This window comes from Archangium sp., from assembly GCF_036389735.1.
Classification (GTDB): Bacteria; Myxococcota; Myxococcia; order Myxococcales; family Myxococcaceae; genus Archangium.
Window position 1 is genome coordinate 1 of the sequence record NZ_DASVWK010000946.1, and the last position, 16,146, is coordinate 16,146.

The 16,146-nt window shown below is 69.2% G+C and carries 16 protein-coding genes; 5 read left to right on the forward strand and 11 right to left on the reverse strand.

Going from position 1 to position 16,146, the window contains the following annotated elements; genetic code table 11:
- From VF794_RS33670 to VF794_RS33680, 3 genes are all read right to left on the reverse strand, one after another.
- Window positions 1-450: MlaD family protein (locus VF794_RS33670; protein WP_331117218.1), on the reverse strand; the 450-nt coding region annotated here is incomplete at its 3' end.
- Window positions 451-462: 12 nt separating this feature from the next.
- Complete coding sequence (locus VF794_RS33675; protein WP_331117233.1) at window positions 463-1,203, reverse strand: ABC transporter ATP-binding protein; 741 nt, start codon at window positions 1,201-1,203, stop codon at window positions 463-465.
- 26 nt (window positions 1,204-1,229) lie between these two features.
- The gene (locus tag VF794_RS33680) at window positions 1,230-2,051 is read right to left on the reverse strand and encodes an ABC transporter permease (RefSeq protein WP_331117219.1); all 822 of its coding nucleotides are present in this window, start codon (window positions 2,049-2,051) and stop codon (window positions 1,230-1,232) included.
- A 199-nt stretch (window positions 2,052-2,250) separates the two neighbouring features.
- On the opposite strand from VF794_RS33680, the gene VF794_RS33685 reads away from it, so the two are divergent.
- From VF794_RS33685 to VF794_RS33700, 4 genes are read left to right on the forward strand one after another with little or no spacing between them, the layout of a single operon-like run.
- Entirely contained in the window at window positions 2,251-2,823 is a 573-nt protein-coding gene (locus VF794_RS33685; RefSeq protein ID WP_331117220.1) for a hypothetical protein, read from the forward strand.
- A 39-nt stretch (window positions 2,824-2,862) separates the two neighbouring features.
- Entirely contained in the window at window positions 2,863-4,269 is a 1,407-nt protein-coding gene (locus tag VF794_RS33690) for a hypothetical protein (protein WP_331117221.1), read from the forward strand.
- A complete protein-coding gene (locus VF794_RS33695) occupies window positions 4,266-4,949 on the forward strand; it encodes a hypothetical protein (protein WP_331117222.1) in 684 nt (227 codons plus the stop codon). Before VF794_RS33690 ends, VF794_RS33695 begins: the two co-directional genes overlap by 4 nt.
- Before the next feature lie 12 nt (window positions 4,950-4,961).
- Complete coding sequence (locus tag VF794_RS33700) at window positions 4,962-6,335, forward strand: M50 family metallopeptidase (protein WP_331117223.1); 1,374 nt, start codon at window positions 4,962-4,964, stop codon at window positions 6,333-6,335.
- Here VF794_RS33700 and VF794_RS33705 read toward each other — a convergent pair.
- The gene (locus tag VF794_RS33705; RefSeq protein WP_331117224.1) at window positions 6,332-7,540 is read right to left on the reverse strand and encodes a peptidase C39 family protein; all 1,209 of its coding nucleotides are present in this window, start codon (window positions 7,538-7,540) and stop codon (window positions 6,332-6,334) included. The two genes, VF794_RS33700 and VF794_RS33705, sit on opposite strands and share 4 nt — an antisense overlap.
- Before the next feature lie 123 nt (window positions 7,541-7,663).
- Here VF794_RS33705 and VF794_RS33710 point away from each other — a divergent pair, with 123 nt between their 5' ends.
- Window positions 7,664-9,019 carry a TAXI family TRAP transporter solute-binding subunit gene (locus tag VF794_RS33710; RefSeq protein WP_331117225.1) on the forward strand — a complete coding sequence of 452 codons (1,356 nt, stop codon included), beginning with the start codon at window positions 7,664-7,666 and terminating at the stop codon, window positions 9,017-9,019.
- 12 nt (window positions 9,020-9,031) lie between these two features.
- Here VF794_RS33710 and VF794_RS33715 read toward each other — a convergent pair whose 3' ends face one another.
- The 7 genes from VF794_RS33715 to VF794_RS33745 all read right to left on the reverse strand — a co-directional run.
- Window positions 9,032-9,796: an RNase H family protein gene (locus VF794_RS33715; protein WP_331117226.1), complete on the reverse strand. Its 765-nt coding sequence runs from the start codon at window positions 9,794-9,796 to the stop codon at window positions 9,032-9,034.
- 43 nt (window positions 9,797-9,839) lie between these two features.
- Complete coding sequence (locus tag VF794_RS33720) at window positions 9,840-10,313, reverse strand: hypothetical protein (RefSeq protein ID WP_331117227.1); 474 nt, start codon at window positions 10,311-10,313, stop codon at window positions 9,840-9,842.
- Window positions 10,314-10,464: 151 nt separating this feature from the next.
- On the reverse strand, window positions 10,465-11,187 hold the full coding sequence (locus VF794_RS33725) for an RNA pseudouridine synthase (protein ID WP_331117228.1): 723 nt from the start codon (window positions 11,185-11,187) through the stop codon (window positions 10,465-10,467).
- Window positions 11,184-12,551 (reverse strand): pitrilysin family protein, encoded by a 1,368-nt coding sequence (locus tag VF794_RS33730; protein WP_331117229.1) that lies wholly within the window; start codon window positions 12,549-12,551, stop codon window positions 11,184-11,186. Before VF794_RS33730 ends, VF794_RS33725 begins: the two co-directional genes overlap by 4 nt.
- Window positions 12,552-13,898 carry a pitrilysin family protein gene (locus VF794_RS33735; RefSeq protein WP_331117230.1) on the reverse strand — a complete coding sequence of 449 codons (1,347 nt, stop codon included), beginning with the start codon at window positions 13,896-13,898 and terminating at the stop codon, window positions 12,552-12,554.
- Window positions 13,899-13,945: 47 nt separating this feature from the next.
- Window positions 13,946-15,673 (reverse strand): ATP-binding protein, encoded by a 1,728-nt coding sequence (locus VF794_RS33740; RefSeq protein WP_331117231.1) that lies wholly within the window; start codon window positions 15,671-15,673, stop codon window positions 13,946-13,948.
- Between the two features lie 130 nt (window positions 15,674-15,803).
- Window positions 15,804-16,146, reverse strand: a 343-nt coding sequence (locus VF794_RS33745) for a trehalase family glycosidase (protein WP_331117232.1), incomplete at its 5' end; no start/stop codon positions are given.

The following is a 16,146-nucleotide window of genomic DNA, read 5'->3' on the forward strand; positions in this document are numbered from 1 at the left end:
CTGGATGTCCGAGGTGATCTGACTGAGCGAGGCGAAGACGGCCTCCATGCCCTGCACGTCCACGACGCGGGTGATCTCCCCGCCCTCCTCCATGGCGGGCACCACCTCGGAGCCCGGGTTGAGGGTGAGCAGGTAGTCGCCCAGCAGGGACTCGGAGCGCTTGAAGAGGCCGGCGTCCTGGCGCAGGTTGACGTCGCGGCGGATGCGCAGCGCCACCTTGGCGCGCGTGCCCTCCAGCGTGACGCCCTCCACCTCGCCCACGGGGATGCCGGCGATCTGCACGCGGCTCTTGGCCCCCAGGCCCGAGGCGTCCGAGAAGTAGGCGTACACCTGGATGGACTCGTCCTTGTCCAGCCCGCCCTTGCGGGTGAAGAGGATGAAACCAAAGAGGAACCCTCCGGCGACGAGCACCAGCAGGCCCACACGGAAGGGAGTGACGAGCTTCTTCACCGGAAGTGACTCCTAATCATTCTTTCCGAACCAGGTCTGCATGAACACCTCCACCGCCGGGTGCCGTGAGACGCGCACCTGCTCGGGTGTCCCCTGCTCCAGGATGACGCCCTTGCTGAGGAAGGCGATCTGGTCCGCGATGTTGAAGGCCGAGGCGATGTCGTGGCTGATCACCACGCTGGTGATCCCCAGCTCGCGCTGGGCCGCGAGAATCATCTCGTCCACGTAGTCCGTCGTGATCGGATCCAACCCCGTGGTGGGCTCGTCGTAGAGGACGATCTTCGGATTCATCACGATGGCGCGGGCCAGGCCCACGCGCTTGCGCATGCCGCCGGACAGGTCCGCGGGGAACTTGTCCTCCGCCGTGCGCGGCAGGCCCATCAGATCCAACTTCGAGCGCACCAGCTCGCGGATCTCCTCCTCGGACATGTTGCGGTGCTCGCGCAGGGGGAAGGCCACGTTGTCGTAGACGCTCATCGAGTCGAAGAGCGCGGCGGCCTGGAACACCATGCCGAACTTGTGGCGCACCCGCTCCAGGTCCTCGGGACCCATGGGGACGACGTCCTCCCCGTCGATGAACACCTGGCCGTTGTCCGGCTTGAGCAGGCCGATCATGTGCTTCATCAGCACCGTCTTGCCCGAACCCGAGCCCCCGAGGATGACGCAGGTGTTGCCCGCGGGCACGGACAGGTTGATGCCCGTCAGCACCTTGTAGTCACCGAAGGATTTCTGCAGGTCGACGATCTCGATCATCGGCCTGCTCGGGTTCGTGTCGGCCATCAGTGAAGGAGCACCCCGACGAGGAAGTCGAGGATGAAGATGGAGAGCGCGCTGGAGACCATGGCCTCGGTGGTGGCCTTGCCCACGCCCTTGGAACCGCCCGAGGCGTTGTAACCCTTGAAGCAGCAGATGAGGGCCACGGCCAGTCCGAAGACGGCGCCCTTGATGAGGCCCTCGTAGACGTCCACTGGATCCAACCACTGGCGCGTGCGCGACAGGAAGGTGCCGGCCGACAGGCCCTTGACCGTAACCGAGACGAAGTAGGAGCCGAGGATGCCGGAGGTGTCGAAGAGCAGCGTGAGGATCGGCACCATGAGGAGCCCGGCGAACACCCGCGGCACCAGGAGGTACTGGATGGGGTTGACGGCCATGGTCTCCAGGGCGTCCACCTGCTCGGAGACGCGCATGGTGCCCAGCTCGGTGCACATGGCCGAGCCGGCGCGCATGGTGACCATGAGGGCGGAGAAGACGGGGGCCAGCTCGCGCGTGAGGGTGAGGGCCACGGTGGGGCCCACCAGGCTCTCCGCGTCGAACATCTCGAAGGCGCGCGAGGACTGGTGCGCGAACACCATGCCGGTGAAGAGGCCGGTGAGCAGGACGATGAAGACGCTGCCCACGCCCACGAAGTCCAACTGGAAGAAGAGGTTCTGGAGCCGGTAGGGCCGGCGCACGCCCCAGCGCACCACGTCGAAGGCGAGCGTGATCAGCCCGCCCAGGGTCGAGATCGCGTCGATGAAGCCCCGGCCCATGTTCTCGATGGACTGGGCGACGGGGTGCGGAGCCTTGGGCTGTACCGCTTGTTGTGCGTTCTCGGAGGCCACGGGTGGCCCTACTCTACGTGCCCCCATTCCCGGCACAAGCTATCGCTCGGACCCCAGGCGTCCCTCCGCCCCCCGGTACTCCAGGCGTCCAGGCTCGTTCCCTAGGGCCGCGAAAGGGGGTTTCTCCCGCCCCGCGTTGCCGTTATGTTCCGCCGCCCTTTTTCCCTCCCCTCCCTAGAGAAGCGAGAAGCACACATCCATGGCGACCAATCACAAGGTCGGCGGCGAAGTCGACGCGTTCTGTACCCGGTGCCGGCTCACGCTCGCCCACACCATCCTCGCGATGGTGGGAACGAAGATCGCTCGGGTCCGCTGCAACACCTGCAACGGAGACCACGCCTACCGATCCGCACCGGGCACGACGGACAAGCCGACGGCCTCCTCGCGAGCCAGCTCCGCGAGCGGCGGCACGAAGGCCCCCCGGGCTCGCGCCTCCGCCGAGGAGAAGGTGATCATCTCCTTCGAGGAGCAGCTGGCCGGCAAGGACATCGCCAGCGCCCCCCGCTACAGCCCCCGGGACACCTACCGGCCGGATCAGGTCATCCAGCATCCCACCTTCGGGCTGGGCCTGGTGACGGCGGTGCGCGGCAACAAGGTGGACATCACCTTCAAGTCGGAGACGAAAACGCTCGTTCATGCAACGGGTGGTGCACCGGCCGAAAAGCCCGCTTTCAGTCCGCCTAATGCGAAAGCTACGGGCCCAGCGGACAAGCCACAGCTCCAGACGACGGAAGAAGCCGCTTCCCCTCCGAGCAACCCCGCTGAGGGTTGACAGAGGCGCCGCGTAGGCTGGACGGTAAGTCCCTCCCGTATGCGCGTGTCGCTCTCACCGCTGCTGCTGTTGATGCTGGCCCTGCCCCTGGTGGTGGAGGCGGCCCCGTTTCCGGCAACGGCCTCCCCCGCCCAGCTCGTGCTGGGGCGGGACAAGGAGGTGGTGGTCCAGGTGCAGGTGCCGCGCGGGACGCCTCCGCTCCGGGCCGCGGCCTCCACGGGCAGCCTCCAGCCGCTGCCCGCCACCGCCCGGGGCGTGTACTCGTACCGCTGGGTTCCGCCGGACATCCGCTATCCGCTGCTGGCGGTGCTCGCTTTCTGGGTGGACTCGCCCGAGGGCCCGCCGGAAGTCACCACCGTGCACATCCCCCTGCTGGGCCGCACCACGTTGGACGTGGCCACGGACGTGGGCGCGGGTGCCGAGGTGGTGGTGCAGATCGCCGACATGCGCTTCGGCCCGGTGAAGACCAATCGCAAGGGCCGCGTCCAGGTACCCGTGGAGGTGCCCCCCGGAGTGCGCGAGGCGCGCGTGCTCGCCATGGCGAACGGCCAGCAGACGGTGCGCACCGCCCGGCTGGACGTGCCTCCCGAGCGGCCCCTGCTCGCGCTGCTCAGCCCCGATGTGCTCCCGCCCGACGGCGCCGGCTGGCTGCTGCTGCTGGGCGAGTCCCCTGCCCCGCTGGCGGAGCTGGAACTCCAGGCCCAGGGCGGCCTCGTGGAGGAGCGGGCGCCGGGCGTGTTCCGCGTGAAGCCCGAGGCTGGCGCGAGCGGCGTCGTGGTGAATGCCCGGTGGAAGGACGGCACGGGCGCGGCGCGCATCATGGCCCCGGTGTCGGCGCCCATCGTGGCGCACGTCGACACCCCTCGGGCACCGCTGCCCACCGTGAAGCCCGTGGTGGCCGTGGCCGCGCCCTCGCCGGTATTGAAGGAGTGGCTGGACGTGAAGCGGCTGTCGGTCCACCTGCTGGCCGGGGGCTTCTTCGCGGGCGGAGACAACCTCGGACCGCTGGCCGCGGTGGGCGTGGGCTACCGCCTGCCGCCGCTGGGCGGGCGGCTCTTCGTGGAGGGCGAGGCGGGACTGCGCCAGTCCACGAGCCAGCCCCGCGTGGAGCCCCTGGGCGAGTTGAACTCGCGGGTGGTGGCGGTGCCCGTGCTGCTGTCCGCGCGCGTCCTGGCCTACGAGCGCGGGCCCCTGACGGTGTACGGGCGCGGCGGGGCGGGCGTGATGGATTACGAGCAGCGCACCACGAGCAGCTTCTTCGAGAAGCCCCTCACCCAGCGGGGGCGCACGTTCATGGGATTCCTGGCCGCCCAGGCGGACTGGCGGCTCGGCCCGGTGAGCGCATTGTTCGAGCTCCGGGGCAGCCATGCTCCGGCACGGGCCACGCAGATCGACGCGCAGCTCGGAGGGCTGTCCGCGTCGTTGGGAGTGAGGTACGCGTTATGAGAAGGGTGCTTCCCATCCTCGTGGCGCTGGTGTTCGCGTGCGCCTGCGAGCCCGAGTCCCCCGCCGCCCCGCCGTCCCCCCGCATCCTGTCCATCTCGCCCGCGACGCAGAGCAGCCAGGAGGCGAAGACGGTCACCGTGCAGCTCGACGTGGATCCGCGCTTCCTCGTGAACTACGGCGAGCGCTCGGTGGAGCAGTTGGATCAGCCCACGCTGCGGATCGGCACGCAGGCGGTGCCGCTGGACACGTACCTGGGGTACGGCCAGTACCAGGGCATCGTGCCCCCGGGAATAGCGGTGGGCACCTACGACATCCAGGTGCTGCTGCCCGACGGACGCGAGGCTTCCCTCCCCAAGGCCTACGAGGTGAAGCCGTCGTTCAGCTACTGGATCGAATCCATCGACAACCAGATCGAGGGCCAACCCTTCACCATCACCATCCACGCCTCGGGCACGAACGCGGAGCAGTTCGAGGGCACGGTGACGGTGAGCGTCATCAAGGGACAGGGGGGCAACGCGACCCTCTTCTCCATCCAGAGCGGTCCGTTCGCCAACGGCCTGCGCCGCCAGCAGCTCTCCATCGACACCCCCGGCAGCGTCTACCTCGTCCAGGTGGATGACGCGGATCCCAACAGCTCGGCGTCCTACTCGAACGCCTTCCGGGTCGACCCCAAGAACTGAAGCACGAGATACATGAGCATCGACTCCTCCCCCCCGTTCTCCCTGCACTTCAACCTTGGCCGCATCCCGGTCGTGATCGAGCCGAGCTTCTGGCTGATCACGGCCCTGTTTGGAATGTATGGGGCGGCCCGTGACATGCGGCTGCTGTTTTCCTGGGTGGCCGTGTGCTTCGTCTCCATCCTCATCCACGAGCTGGGCCATGCGCTGATGGCCATGAGCCTGGGCAGCGGGTGGGCCAGCATCCGGCTCTACTCCATGGGGGGCCTCTGCTACAGCCAGGGGCTGAGCCGCTGGAGGGACGTGGCCGTCTCCGCCGCCGGGCCGCTCGCGGGCTTCCTGTTCGGGGGCATCATCCTCGCCGTCAACATGGTGGCGCCTCCCCAGCACTTCCTGGCCTACGCCATCTTCCGGGACCTGATGTGGGTGAACTTCGGCTGGGGCATCATCAACCTGATGCCGGTGCTCCCGCTCGATGGCGGCCACGTGCTCAAGGGCGTGCTCGGGCCCTCCCGGCAGCGCCTGACCCTGTGGGTGGGCGTCATCACCGCCGGTGGCATCGCGGCCCTGATGCTCAATGTGCGCGCCTTCTACGGCGCCTTCATGTTCGGCTGGATGGGCTACGGCTGCTACCAGGCCCTCTCGGCGACGAATGACCTCAAGCCCCTCAAGCCCGTGAAGGTGGCGGACATCGAGCCGGATGCGCTCCCGCGCGCGTGGCAGGCCCTGCGCTCCGGCAACGAGGCCGAGGCGGCCCGGCTGGGGCACCTGGCCCTGTCGGCGGCGAAGCCGGGCCCGGAGAGCAACGCGGTGAGGGATCTGCTCGCGTGGGTGGCGCTCGCCGAGGGCAATGGCCGCTCCGCCGTGTACCAGTTGGAGAAGGTGGAGCCGCCCCAGGCCGCGCGCCCCTTCAGCCTGGCGATGGCCTTCGAGGCCACGGGCCTGCCCGAGCGTGCCCTGCCCCACGCCCTGACGGCGCTGGAGAAGGAGCCCACGGAGGCGGTGGCCGGGCTGGCGGTGCGACTGCTGGTGGGCGCCAGGCGGCTGGACGAGGCGGAGCGCATCGCCCGGGAGTTCGCCTGGAAGGCGCCGGCCACGCGGGATGCGCGGCAGGCGGACGTGGCGGCGGCCCGGGGGGACTCCGGCTCGGCCGCGGCCCTCTACGCGCGGGCCTTCGAGTCCGGAGGCCGCGCGGAGGATGCGTACCAGGCCGCCCGCCACCACGCGCGCGCTGGCCGGGTGGAGCTCGCCACCGAGAGCCTCAAGCAGGCGCTCCAGGCGGGCTATGACGATCTCGAGACGCTCGGCCAGGAGCCCGCCCTGACCGAGGTCCGCTCCGTGCCGGAGATCGCCGAGCGGCTGCGCCGCGGCACCAAGAGCGTGGCCTAGAGCGCGGGCACCTGCCAGCCGGCGGGGTAGATGAGGTAGGCCGTGCCGGCGGAGGCGCGAAGCCAGAGGGGCTCGAACTCGGAGCGCAGGTAGGTGCGCTGGACCGCGGCATCGCTCGAGGCCGCGGGGTCGTTGATGATGGGGTTGCCGGCCGCGTCGAAGCCCACCAGCACGAGCAGGTGGCCGCTCGTCGAGGCGATGGACGCCCCGGTGAGCTGCCCACTGCTCCAGGCGACGCTGAGGATGGCGGGCACGCCCGCGGCGATCCACGGCTCGAGCTGGGCCAGGCTGGTGAAGCGCGTCACGTGGGCCTGGTGCCCCTTGGTGGAGGCATAGGCGGTGTTGAAGGGCCAGTTGCCGTAGCCCTTGAAGACCCAGTCGTAGACGCCGTTGAGGGCCGTGCGCACGTGCGTCTCGCAGGCACCCACGGTGGTGTCACCCGCCCAGTAGCGGAGCACCATGGCGACGGAGGTGGGGCTGCACCAGACATTGCCACCGTCCGGGTAGACCATCTGCGAGCACTCGGGCACGGCGAGCAGCGTGTTCCACCGGGCGGAGTTGCCGGGGAAGATGGCCGGGCTGCTCTCCGGCGCGGTGGACACGGTGACGGCGCTGGCGCGCACGCGCGGGACGGCGACGCCGTTGGCGCTGAAGAGCCGCACCTTGAGCTGGAAGGTGGTCGGCGAGACCTTCTTGTTGGTGATGACCAGGGTGTCGATGCCCACGTAGGCGTTGGTGTCCGACTGCGAGCCCGCCGAGTGGCGCTTCACCGTCGAGTAGTCCGCGGCCCACACGCCCAGGTTGTACCACTTGGTCCAGACCCCGGAGAGCTGCACGCGGATCTGCGTCTCCACCCAGGTGCCGGTGGGAGTCTCGGCCTCCCAGGACGCGAGGGCCTCGCGGAAGCCGAAGCCGGCCGACATCACGGGGCTGAGGGCCTCGCCGACGCGGAAGCTGCCCCCGTTGTAGAAGTTGCCGCCGTTGTAGGCGCCGGCCGCGTAGGGATCCGTACCGGCCACGGCCGTCTGGGGATCCATCTGCAGCGCGCCATCCGCCGCGAGGGCCACTCCACCGCGCTGCCACGACGAGAAGTCACCCTGGCCCGCCTGCCAGCGGACGAAGCCGCTCTGCCCGGCGAAGGCCACCGCCGGTGCCAGCGTGAGGGTGACGAGCAAGGCCACTACGGACGTCTTGAAACTCCGCATGAACGACCTCCCGACTATCGAGGGATTCTTGTCTTACAGGTCTTACTGGAAAAGACCAACGGGATTCCCACGCGCTACAATGGCCCGAGTCGAGGAGGGCCTTGTGAGCAGGGAGAGTGAAGCGTGAATCTTCGGGCACTGATGGCGCGAATGGACGTGCTGCGCATGGCGGCGCTGGTGGCCGTGGTGCTCGCGGCGGTGGTGGCCGTGACGTGGCAGTTCGTCGCGACGGCGCCCCCTCACACCGTCGTCATCGCCACGGGCTCGGCCAAGGGCGCGTACTACGCGACGGCCTGGAAATATGCCGAGCACTTCGCGGAGGCGGGGCTCGAGCTGATCGTCCAGGAGACGGCCGGCTCGCTGGAGAACTACGCGCTGCTGGGCGCTCCGGACTCCGGCGTCGACGTCGCCATCGTCCAGGGCGGGACGGCTCCCGTCGAGCAGGAGCGGCGGCGGGAGCTGGTCGCGCTGGCGAGCCTGTACCTGGAGCCGGTGTGGGTCTTCTATCGGGGTGAACCCGGGCTCGGCCGGCCCAGTCAGCTGGCCGGCAAACGCATCGCGATCGGCGCGAAGGGCAGCGGCATGCGGGCCCTGGCCCTGGAGCTGCTGGGCGCGGGCGGCGCGCTCGGCGAGAAGTCCGGCACCACGCTCGTCGACCTTGGCGGGAACGAGGCCGCGACGGCGCTGCGGGAGGGCTCGGTCGACGCGGCCTTCTTCGTCGTCGCGCCCACCGCGCCCCTCCTCGCCGAGTTGCTGGCCATGCCCGGGGTGCGGTTGATGAACTTCGATCAGGCCGAGGCCTACGCTCGCCGGTTCCGCTACCTGTCACCCGTCACGCTTCCCCGTGGCTCGCTGGATCTGGCGCGCGACCTGCCGGAGCGGGACGTGCGGCTGGTGGCGCCCGCGGCGGTGCTGGTGGCGCGCGAGAGCGTGCATCCCGCCGTGATCGCGTTGCTGACGGAGGCGGCGGTGAAGATCCACCGGGGGGGCGACCTGCTCAGCGAGCCCGGGACGTTTCCCAACGCCACGCTCACCGAGCTGCCCGTCAACGAGCAGGCGCGGTACTACCTGACGCACGGCCCGGACTTCCTGCGGCGAGTCCTGCCCTTCTGGTTCGCGGCGCTCATCCACCGGTTCCTCGTCCTGCTCATCCCCCTGTTCATGGTGCTGCTGCCGCTGCTGCGGCTCACCCCGCCGGTGTACCGCTGGAGCATCCGCTCGCGCATCTTCCGCTGGTACGCGCAGCTGCGGGTCATCGACGAGCGCTTGCGCGGCACACCGGACGTCGAGCAGTTGCGACAGGAGCTGCGACTGCTCGAGCAGCTCGAACATGAGATTGGCGGCGTGAAGGTGCCGCTGGGCTACATGGACGAGGTCTACGACCTGCGCCAGCACGTGGGGTACAGCCGGAGTCGGCTGGAGGAGCGGCTCCGGGCCTCGGGCACGCCGAGCGCCCCGGCGGAGCTGAAGCTCGGCTGAGCGCTCCCCCGCTCAATCCTCCGCCTTCACGTCCTCGGGTCTCACGTCCCACTCCTCGAGCACCCGTGACTCGTCCTGGGCGCTCGTCGTCTTCTTGAAACGAGCGCCCGAGACCCCCTTCACCCTGCGCTCGCAGGCGGCCCACGTCGTGTGGCGCTTGACGCTGCTGCCCACCTGGCTCAAGTAGGAGTACGTCTTGCCGGAGGACTTGCTCTTCCGGGGCTTCTCCTCCGGGGGCTCGGTCTCCTCGGGAACCTCGGCCACCGCCACGCCATAGCCCTGGAGCGGACCGACGTAGAGCGTCACCCGCTGGCGCCTGGAGAACGCGACGGCGATCTCATCCACCCGCTCGTTGCCCGGCACCCCGGAGTGTCCGCGGACATAGCGCCACTCCACGGTGGCGGCCTCGCCGGGGAAGTCCTGCTTGCGCTGGGCGAGCACGGCCATGAGCCGCTTCCAGTAGATGACGTTGGCGACCTCCCCGCCTGTAGCGGTCTTCCACCCGCGCTGACTCCACCCGAATACCCAACGGGTGATGCCTTGAATCACGTAGGTGGAGTCGGTGTGGATGAGGATGGGGCCCGGCGTCCGCTCCAGGTGGCGCAGCGCCCTGCCCACGGCCATCAGCTCCATCTTGTTGTTGGTGGTGTCCGGCTCGTGACCGCCCAGCTCCGTCACCTGACCATCGGTCGTGACGACAATGGAGCCCCATCCTCCAGGGCCTGGGTTGCCGGAGCACGCGCCGTCGGAGAAGACGAGAACGAGACGAGTTTCCATGTGCGGGGGTCCGGACGCTAACACGAATGCAGCGGCCCACCGTTCAGGAGTCCTCGGGAGATGGAAGGAGACCGTCCGTGACAGCCAGTTCCCTGGCGAATCGCAGTTCGTGACCGATGAGCTCGGACTCGGGGAAGAGCTTCTCCGCCATCTCTCCGAGCTGGAGCGCCTTGATGAGCGTCTCCCGGGTTCGCTTCGAGGACCAGAAGCTGATCAATCCCGCCCACGCCTCCTCAAGCGTCTTCAGGGCCTTGCGAGCGCCTTCCTCGAAGAGTGTTTCAGCATCGGGGGGCGAGTCCTCGAAGGTGTCCAGGAAGTAGGCGAGCTCAACCAATGCTGGAGCACTCCGCCCCGAGGCCTGGACGGACTGCTCCAAGAGTCGTCGAATCTCCGGCAGGATCGCCTCGCCACTCACGTCAGGTGGCGGGTCGTCGTCGAGCCGCAGGAGACGCGCGAGTTCCAACAGGTTGGGCGTGAACGCGGGGCACGCCTCGACCAACTCCTGATGCAGGCGCAACTGCTCTCGACTGGGCCGCCTGGCATCTCCCGCCGCTCGGGCGGCCCTCAGTCTTGCCACCAGTTCGTCGAGACCGGGATGCGTCACAGATCGCCCCCCTTCTCCATCAAGCGCGGAGCCTCGAGGATGCCCTTTCGATGGAGGTAGATCCTTACCCCGGCCCTCTGCCTGATGGAGCGGGGGCCTTGCGCAGCAGCTCCACGGTCCTCGCCATGTCCTCTGGCAGGGTGGCCTCCAGCGCTCGCGCCTCCACTCCCGGCAGCGCCGGCCACTCCAGCCGGGCCGCGTGCAGCGGAGTCCTCGCCAGCACCTCCTCCTCCCCTTCCCCGCCCAGCTCCTTCGCCTTCAGGGGCTCGGCCCGCCCGTACTGGTGATCCACCAGCAGCGGGTGCCCCTCCGACAACAGGTGCACACGGATCTGGTGCGTGCGTCCCGTCTGCGGCTCGGCCTCCACCAGCGAGGCCGCTTGGAACACCTCCACCGGGCGCACCCGCGTCCGAGAGGGCTTCCCCTCCTCACCCGGCCGCGCCACCCGCATCCGTCCCTTGCGCGCCGCCACCAGCGCCGCGTCCACCATCCGCGGCGCCTCCACCCGGCCCTCCACCAGCGCCAGGTAGCGCTTGCGCACCTTGCCGGATTCGAAGGCCATCGACAGCGTCCGGTGCTGCTCGGGCTCCAGGGCGAAGACCATCACCCCCGAGGTGTCCCGATCCAACCGGTGCACCACGTACACCTTGCGTCCCAGCTTCTCCTCCAGCACCTCGCGCAGGGACGGCCCGCTGCCCTCGCCCCGGCCGGGGATGACCAGCATCCCCGCGGGCTTGTCCACCGCGAGCAGCCCCGCGCCCTCGAAGAGAACGCGGATGTCGCTCACTCGTAATCCGAGGCCGGCACCACCGTCACCGACCCCAGCCCCTTGAGCTGCTTCTTCACCTCCGAGGCGCGTCCCAGCAGCACGATCAGCGGCGGCTTGGTGAACAGGTACTTCGCCGCCACCTCCTGCGTCTGCTTCGGCTTCACCGCCAGCAGCCGCTCGCGGAACTTCTCCACCCAGTCGTCCCCGAGCCCGTGCACCCGGATGTCGCTGATGACCGCCGCCACGGACTCGTTCGTCTCCGTGCGCAGCGGGTACAGCCCCGCCAGGTAGCGCTGCGCCTTCTTCAGTTCCGCCGCGCCAATCCCGCTCTCGCGCACCTTCGCCACCTCGGCGAGCGACACGTCGATGATCTCCCGCGACTTCTCCGTCTTGGTGAAGGTCGAGATGCCGAACACGCCTCCGGCGCTCATCGAGTCGAAGTAGCTGCTGATGCCGTACGTCAGGCCGCGCTCCACGCGCACCTCGTTCACCAGCCGCGAGGTGAAGCCTCCGCCGAGCACGATGTTCATCGCCGTGGACGCGAAATAGTCCGGGTGTCCCGTTCGCATGCCCGGTCCACCGATGCGCACCTGCGTCTGCGTCTGGTCCGGCTTGTCCACCAGCAGGATCCGGCCCGTGGCCACCTTGTCGCCCGGCGGCACGGCCATCGGAGCCTCCGGCCCGCCCTCCCAGCCGGCGAAGGCCTTCTCGGCCTCCCGCGCCACCGTCTCGGGGCTCACCGCGCCCACCACCGTCAGCAGCGAGACCCGAGGCCCCATCCGCTCCCGGTGGAAGCGCACCAGATCATCCCGGGTGAAGGTTCGCACGTGCGCCGTGCTGCCCCCCACGTCATGCCCATACGGGTGCGAGCCCCACAGCGCCCGCGTGAAGGCCCGGTCCGCGATCGCCGAGGGGTCGTCCAGGTCATTGGCGAAGCCCGCCAGCGTCCGCTCGCGCGCCTGATCCACCTCGCGCTCCGGGAAGGACGGCTCGCGCACCATCTGCCCGAGCATGGCCAGCATCGCCGGGAAGTGCTCGGCGGGCGAGGTGATGAACAGCGAGAGCAGATCCTCGTTGCTCCCCACCGAGAAGCTCGCGCCGACGAATTCGATCGTCTCGTCGATCTCGTCCACGCTCATCCGGGCCGTGCCCCGGCGCAGCAGGCGCGCGGTGAAGTCCGCCAGGCCGTGCTTGTCCGCCGGGTCCGTCGCGCTGCCAGCGCGGATGATGAGCCGTGCCACCACCAGGGGCAGCGGTCCGCGCTCGGCGGCCAGCACCTTCAGGCCACTGGAGGTGGTGCTCTCGTGGATGGTGGGCAGCTTCAGCTCACCCGTCGTCGTGGGAGCCGCCTTCTTCTTGCTCGTGACGCCTCGGGTGGCCATCTACTCGACATCCTTTCCATCATCGGTGGCCCCGTCGACGATCGCCTCGGCGGCGGGGATGAGCGTCACCACGGAGCGGCGCTCGGGCGCGAAGTACTTCGCCGCCACGGCCTTCACCTGCTCGTTGGTGGTGGCCGCGTACACGGAGGGCAGCGACAGCCCGTCCCGCCACGAGCCCAACAGCGCCTCGTAGTGGCCCATGGCGTGGGCGCGCCCGCTGTTCGTCGCCAGCTCCCGCAGGTGATCCGCCCGCAGGTTGTTCTTCGCCTTCTGCAGCTCGCGCTCCGTCAGGCCCTCGCTCACCACGCGCGCCAGCTCCGCGTACAGGGCCTCCTCCACCTTGCGCGGATCCGAGTCCGGCTTGAGCTCCAGGTAGACGAGGACGATCCCCGGATCCAACCGCCAGCCCCAGTCCACCATCACCGAGATGGCCAGCTGCGTGTCGTAGATGAGCTTCTTGACCAGCCGGCTGCCCTCGCCCTTGGTCAGCGCGTACTGGATGATGTCCAGCACGAGCGTGTCCTCGTGGCGCGCGGCCGGGGCGCGGAAGGCGATCATCAGCGCGGGAGACTGGGCCGGGTGGCGCACCTCGGCGCGGCGCTCGCCCCGCTGCTCGGGCTCGGAGTTGAGCACGGACTCGGGCTTGGGGCCCTTGGGGATGTCCCCGTAGTAGCGGCGCACCAGCGCCAGCGTCTTCTTCGGGTCGATGTCCCCGCAGATGTAGAGCACCGCGTTGTTGGGCGCGTAGTACGTGCGGAAGTACTGCTCGCAGTCCTTGCGGGTGATGTTCTCGATGTCCTTCATCCACCCGATGACCGGCCAGCGGTACGGGTGCGCCTTCCAGACGAGCGTGCCCAGCTCCTCGTCCATGATGCCGGTGATGTCGTTGTCCACGCGGGAGCGGCGCTCCTCCATCACCACCTGGCGCTCGCTCTCCAGCGCTTCGTCGTTGATGCGCAGCGAGCGCATCCGGTCCGACTCCAGGTCCAGCACCGTCTCCAGCGCCTCCGAGGCGAAGTCCTCGTAGTACACGGTCATGTCCGTGGACGTGTACGCGTTGGAGCGGCCACCGTTGGACTCGAGCACGCTGTCGAACTTCTTGGGGCCGTACTTCTTGGCCCCGTTGAACATCATGTGCTCGAAGAGGTGGCTGATGCCGGTGATGCCAGGACGCTCGTTGCGGCTGCCCACCTGGAAGAAGGTGTAGAGGCTCACCACGGGCGTCTGGTGGTTGGCCAGCAGGCGCACCCGGAGACCGTTGGGCAGCGTGGCCTCCTGGACATCGAAGAGGGACTGGAGGACGGGATCCGCCTCGCGCGAGGCGGGCTTCGTAAGGGCCTTCGGCATGGGAGCCCCACCGTATACACGCCCTTACTCGGGGGGAAGCAGGTGTTTCACTCCCGGACTGTCGGCAGGAAGACCCGGAAGGTGGTTCCGCGCCCCCGCTCGCTCTCCACGGAGATGCGCCCGCCCATCGCGGTGACGATGCCGTGGCAGATGGAGAGCCCCAGCCCGGTGCCCACCCCCACCGGCTTGGTGGTGAAGAAGGGATCGAACAGCCGGCCGAGGTTCTCCGGAGCAATCCCCTCCCCGGTGTCCCGCACCGCCACCACCACCTCGCCCAGCTCGCTCGTGAGGGTCAGGCGGATCTCGTTGCCCTGGAGGTTTCCATGGGGAATGGCCTGGGCGGCGTTGACGAGCAGGTTGAGGAAGAGCTGCCCGAGCCTCGACTCGTTGCCCAGGACGAAGGGCACCTCGCCATAGTCCTTCACCAACCGGGCGCGGTGGCGGATCTCGCTCCAGGCCATGTTCACGCACGAGTCGAGCACCACCCGCATGTCCACCGGCCCCCGCTGCTCGTCATCCGTGCCGCGCGAGAAGGACTTCAGGTCCCTCACGATGTCGCGCACCCGCGCGCTGCCGGAGATCGCCTCCTTCAGCGCGTCGCGGACCTCCTGCCCCCGCTCGCCCTGGAGCCCCTCGCCCGCCGCGGCCAACGCGTCCAGCTCGTCGTCCACGAAGCTCAGGTTGCTCAACATGTAGGACAGGGGATTGTTGATCTCATGGGCCACGCCGGCGGCCAGTGTCCCCAGGGACACCATGCGCTCGGTGGCCAGCAACTTCTCCTGCACCTGCTGGCGCTCGGTGATGTCGCGGGCGATGGACACCAGCGCGGGCTGGCCGCCGAAGACGAGCGGCACCGTCACCACCTCGCCCAGCACCCGCCGGCCCTCGTGGTGCCGGAAGCGGGCCTCGCGAGGCGCTCGCATGCCGGAGGGCTCCAGGAACGTGCCCTCGTCCCCGGGCAGGACGAGCTCCGTCACCGACTTGTCCCTCAGCTCCTCCTCCCGCCCCACGCCCATCAGGACGACGGCGGACGGGTTGGTGAAGAGCACCCGACCCTCGCGGTGGATGAAGATGGCGTTGGGCGTGCGCTCGATGAGGGTGCGGAAGCTCTCCGCCGAGTTGCGCAGCTCCTCCTCGACGTGCCGACGGCGCTGCTCGCCGCGCACTCCCTGGAGGATGGCGCAGCACGTGGCCAGGAGCGGCTTGAGGAAGTCGATGACACCAGCGTCATAGCCCCCTTGGCGGTTGGCGATACCCACCATGCCCACCAGCTCCGTGGCCGAGTGGAAGGGCAGGCCGAGGAAGCAGCGCAGCGGGGGATGCCCCTCGGGCAGCCCGCCCCGGCGCGGATCGCTCTCCGGCAGGTTGGCCACCACGGCCTCCCCCGTGGTCATCACCGTGCCGAAGAGCGACCGGAGGTTGCGGAACTCCATCCCCGTGGGCGCTTCGCGCGCATAGAAGGCCCGCAGCTCGTCCGTCCAGGCGATGTTGGTGATGGCGTGGGTACTCAAGTAGGGCGTGCCCTCGGGGGTACGCAGCACCTCGCCGATGAAGCCGTACTCGCTGCCCGTCACCTCCAACATCACCGACAGCAGCTTGTCGAACAGCCGGTGGGCCCCGTGGCCCTGGATGAACTCCGTCTGGACCTCGGTGAGCGCCCGCAGCAACAGGTTGCTGGCCCGCAGCGCCGCCTCCGCGCTGGGCGCGCCCGTGGACTCGTCCTGAACTGCCGGGGCCCCCTGCCCAGTGGCTACGGGGCGGCTGGGTCGCTCCATCCGTCCACACTCACGCGCTGGCGTTCACCCACACTGGATTCCCACAACCCGAGAAAAAACTCAATCGGGTGTCGACGATATGACTCGCCTGTAATGGAGCCCGAGGGCTGCTCGCCACCCCCCGGGAGGCTCAAGCGGCGACCGAGGAGCCCCGCTTCTTCCGGGAGCGACCACTGCCCCCCTGGTCCCGTGGGCCGAGCACCCGGTCGGCGGGAATGCCGGCATCGAGCGCCTCGCGCAGCCCGGGAGACAGGCCATCCAGCAGCACCAGCACCGAGGTGTTCGTCCAGGCGAAGCCCAGCGTCCGCTCGGCCCGGGGCGCCAGCAGCGGCCCGCGATCCGCGCCCTGGTTGCCGTACTCGACGGCCACCTCGGCCGACCGTCTCACCACGTCGTACTTCTCCTTGATGAGGCCGTTGTGGCTCCCCGCGATGTCCAACACCATGGACAGCCAGCGGTAGGCCACCGCATCG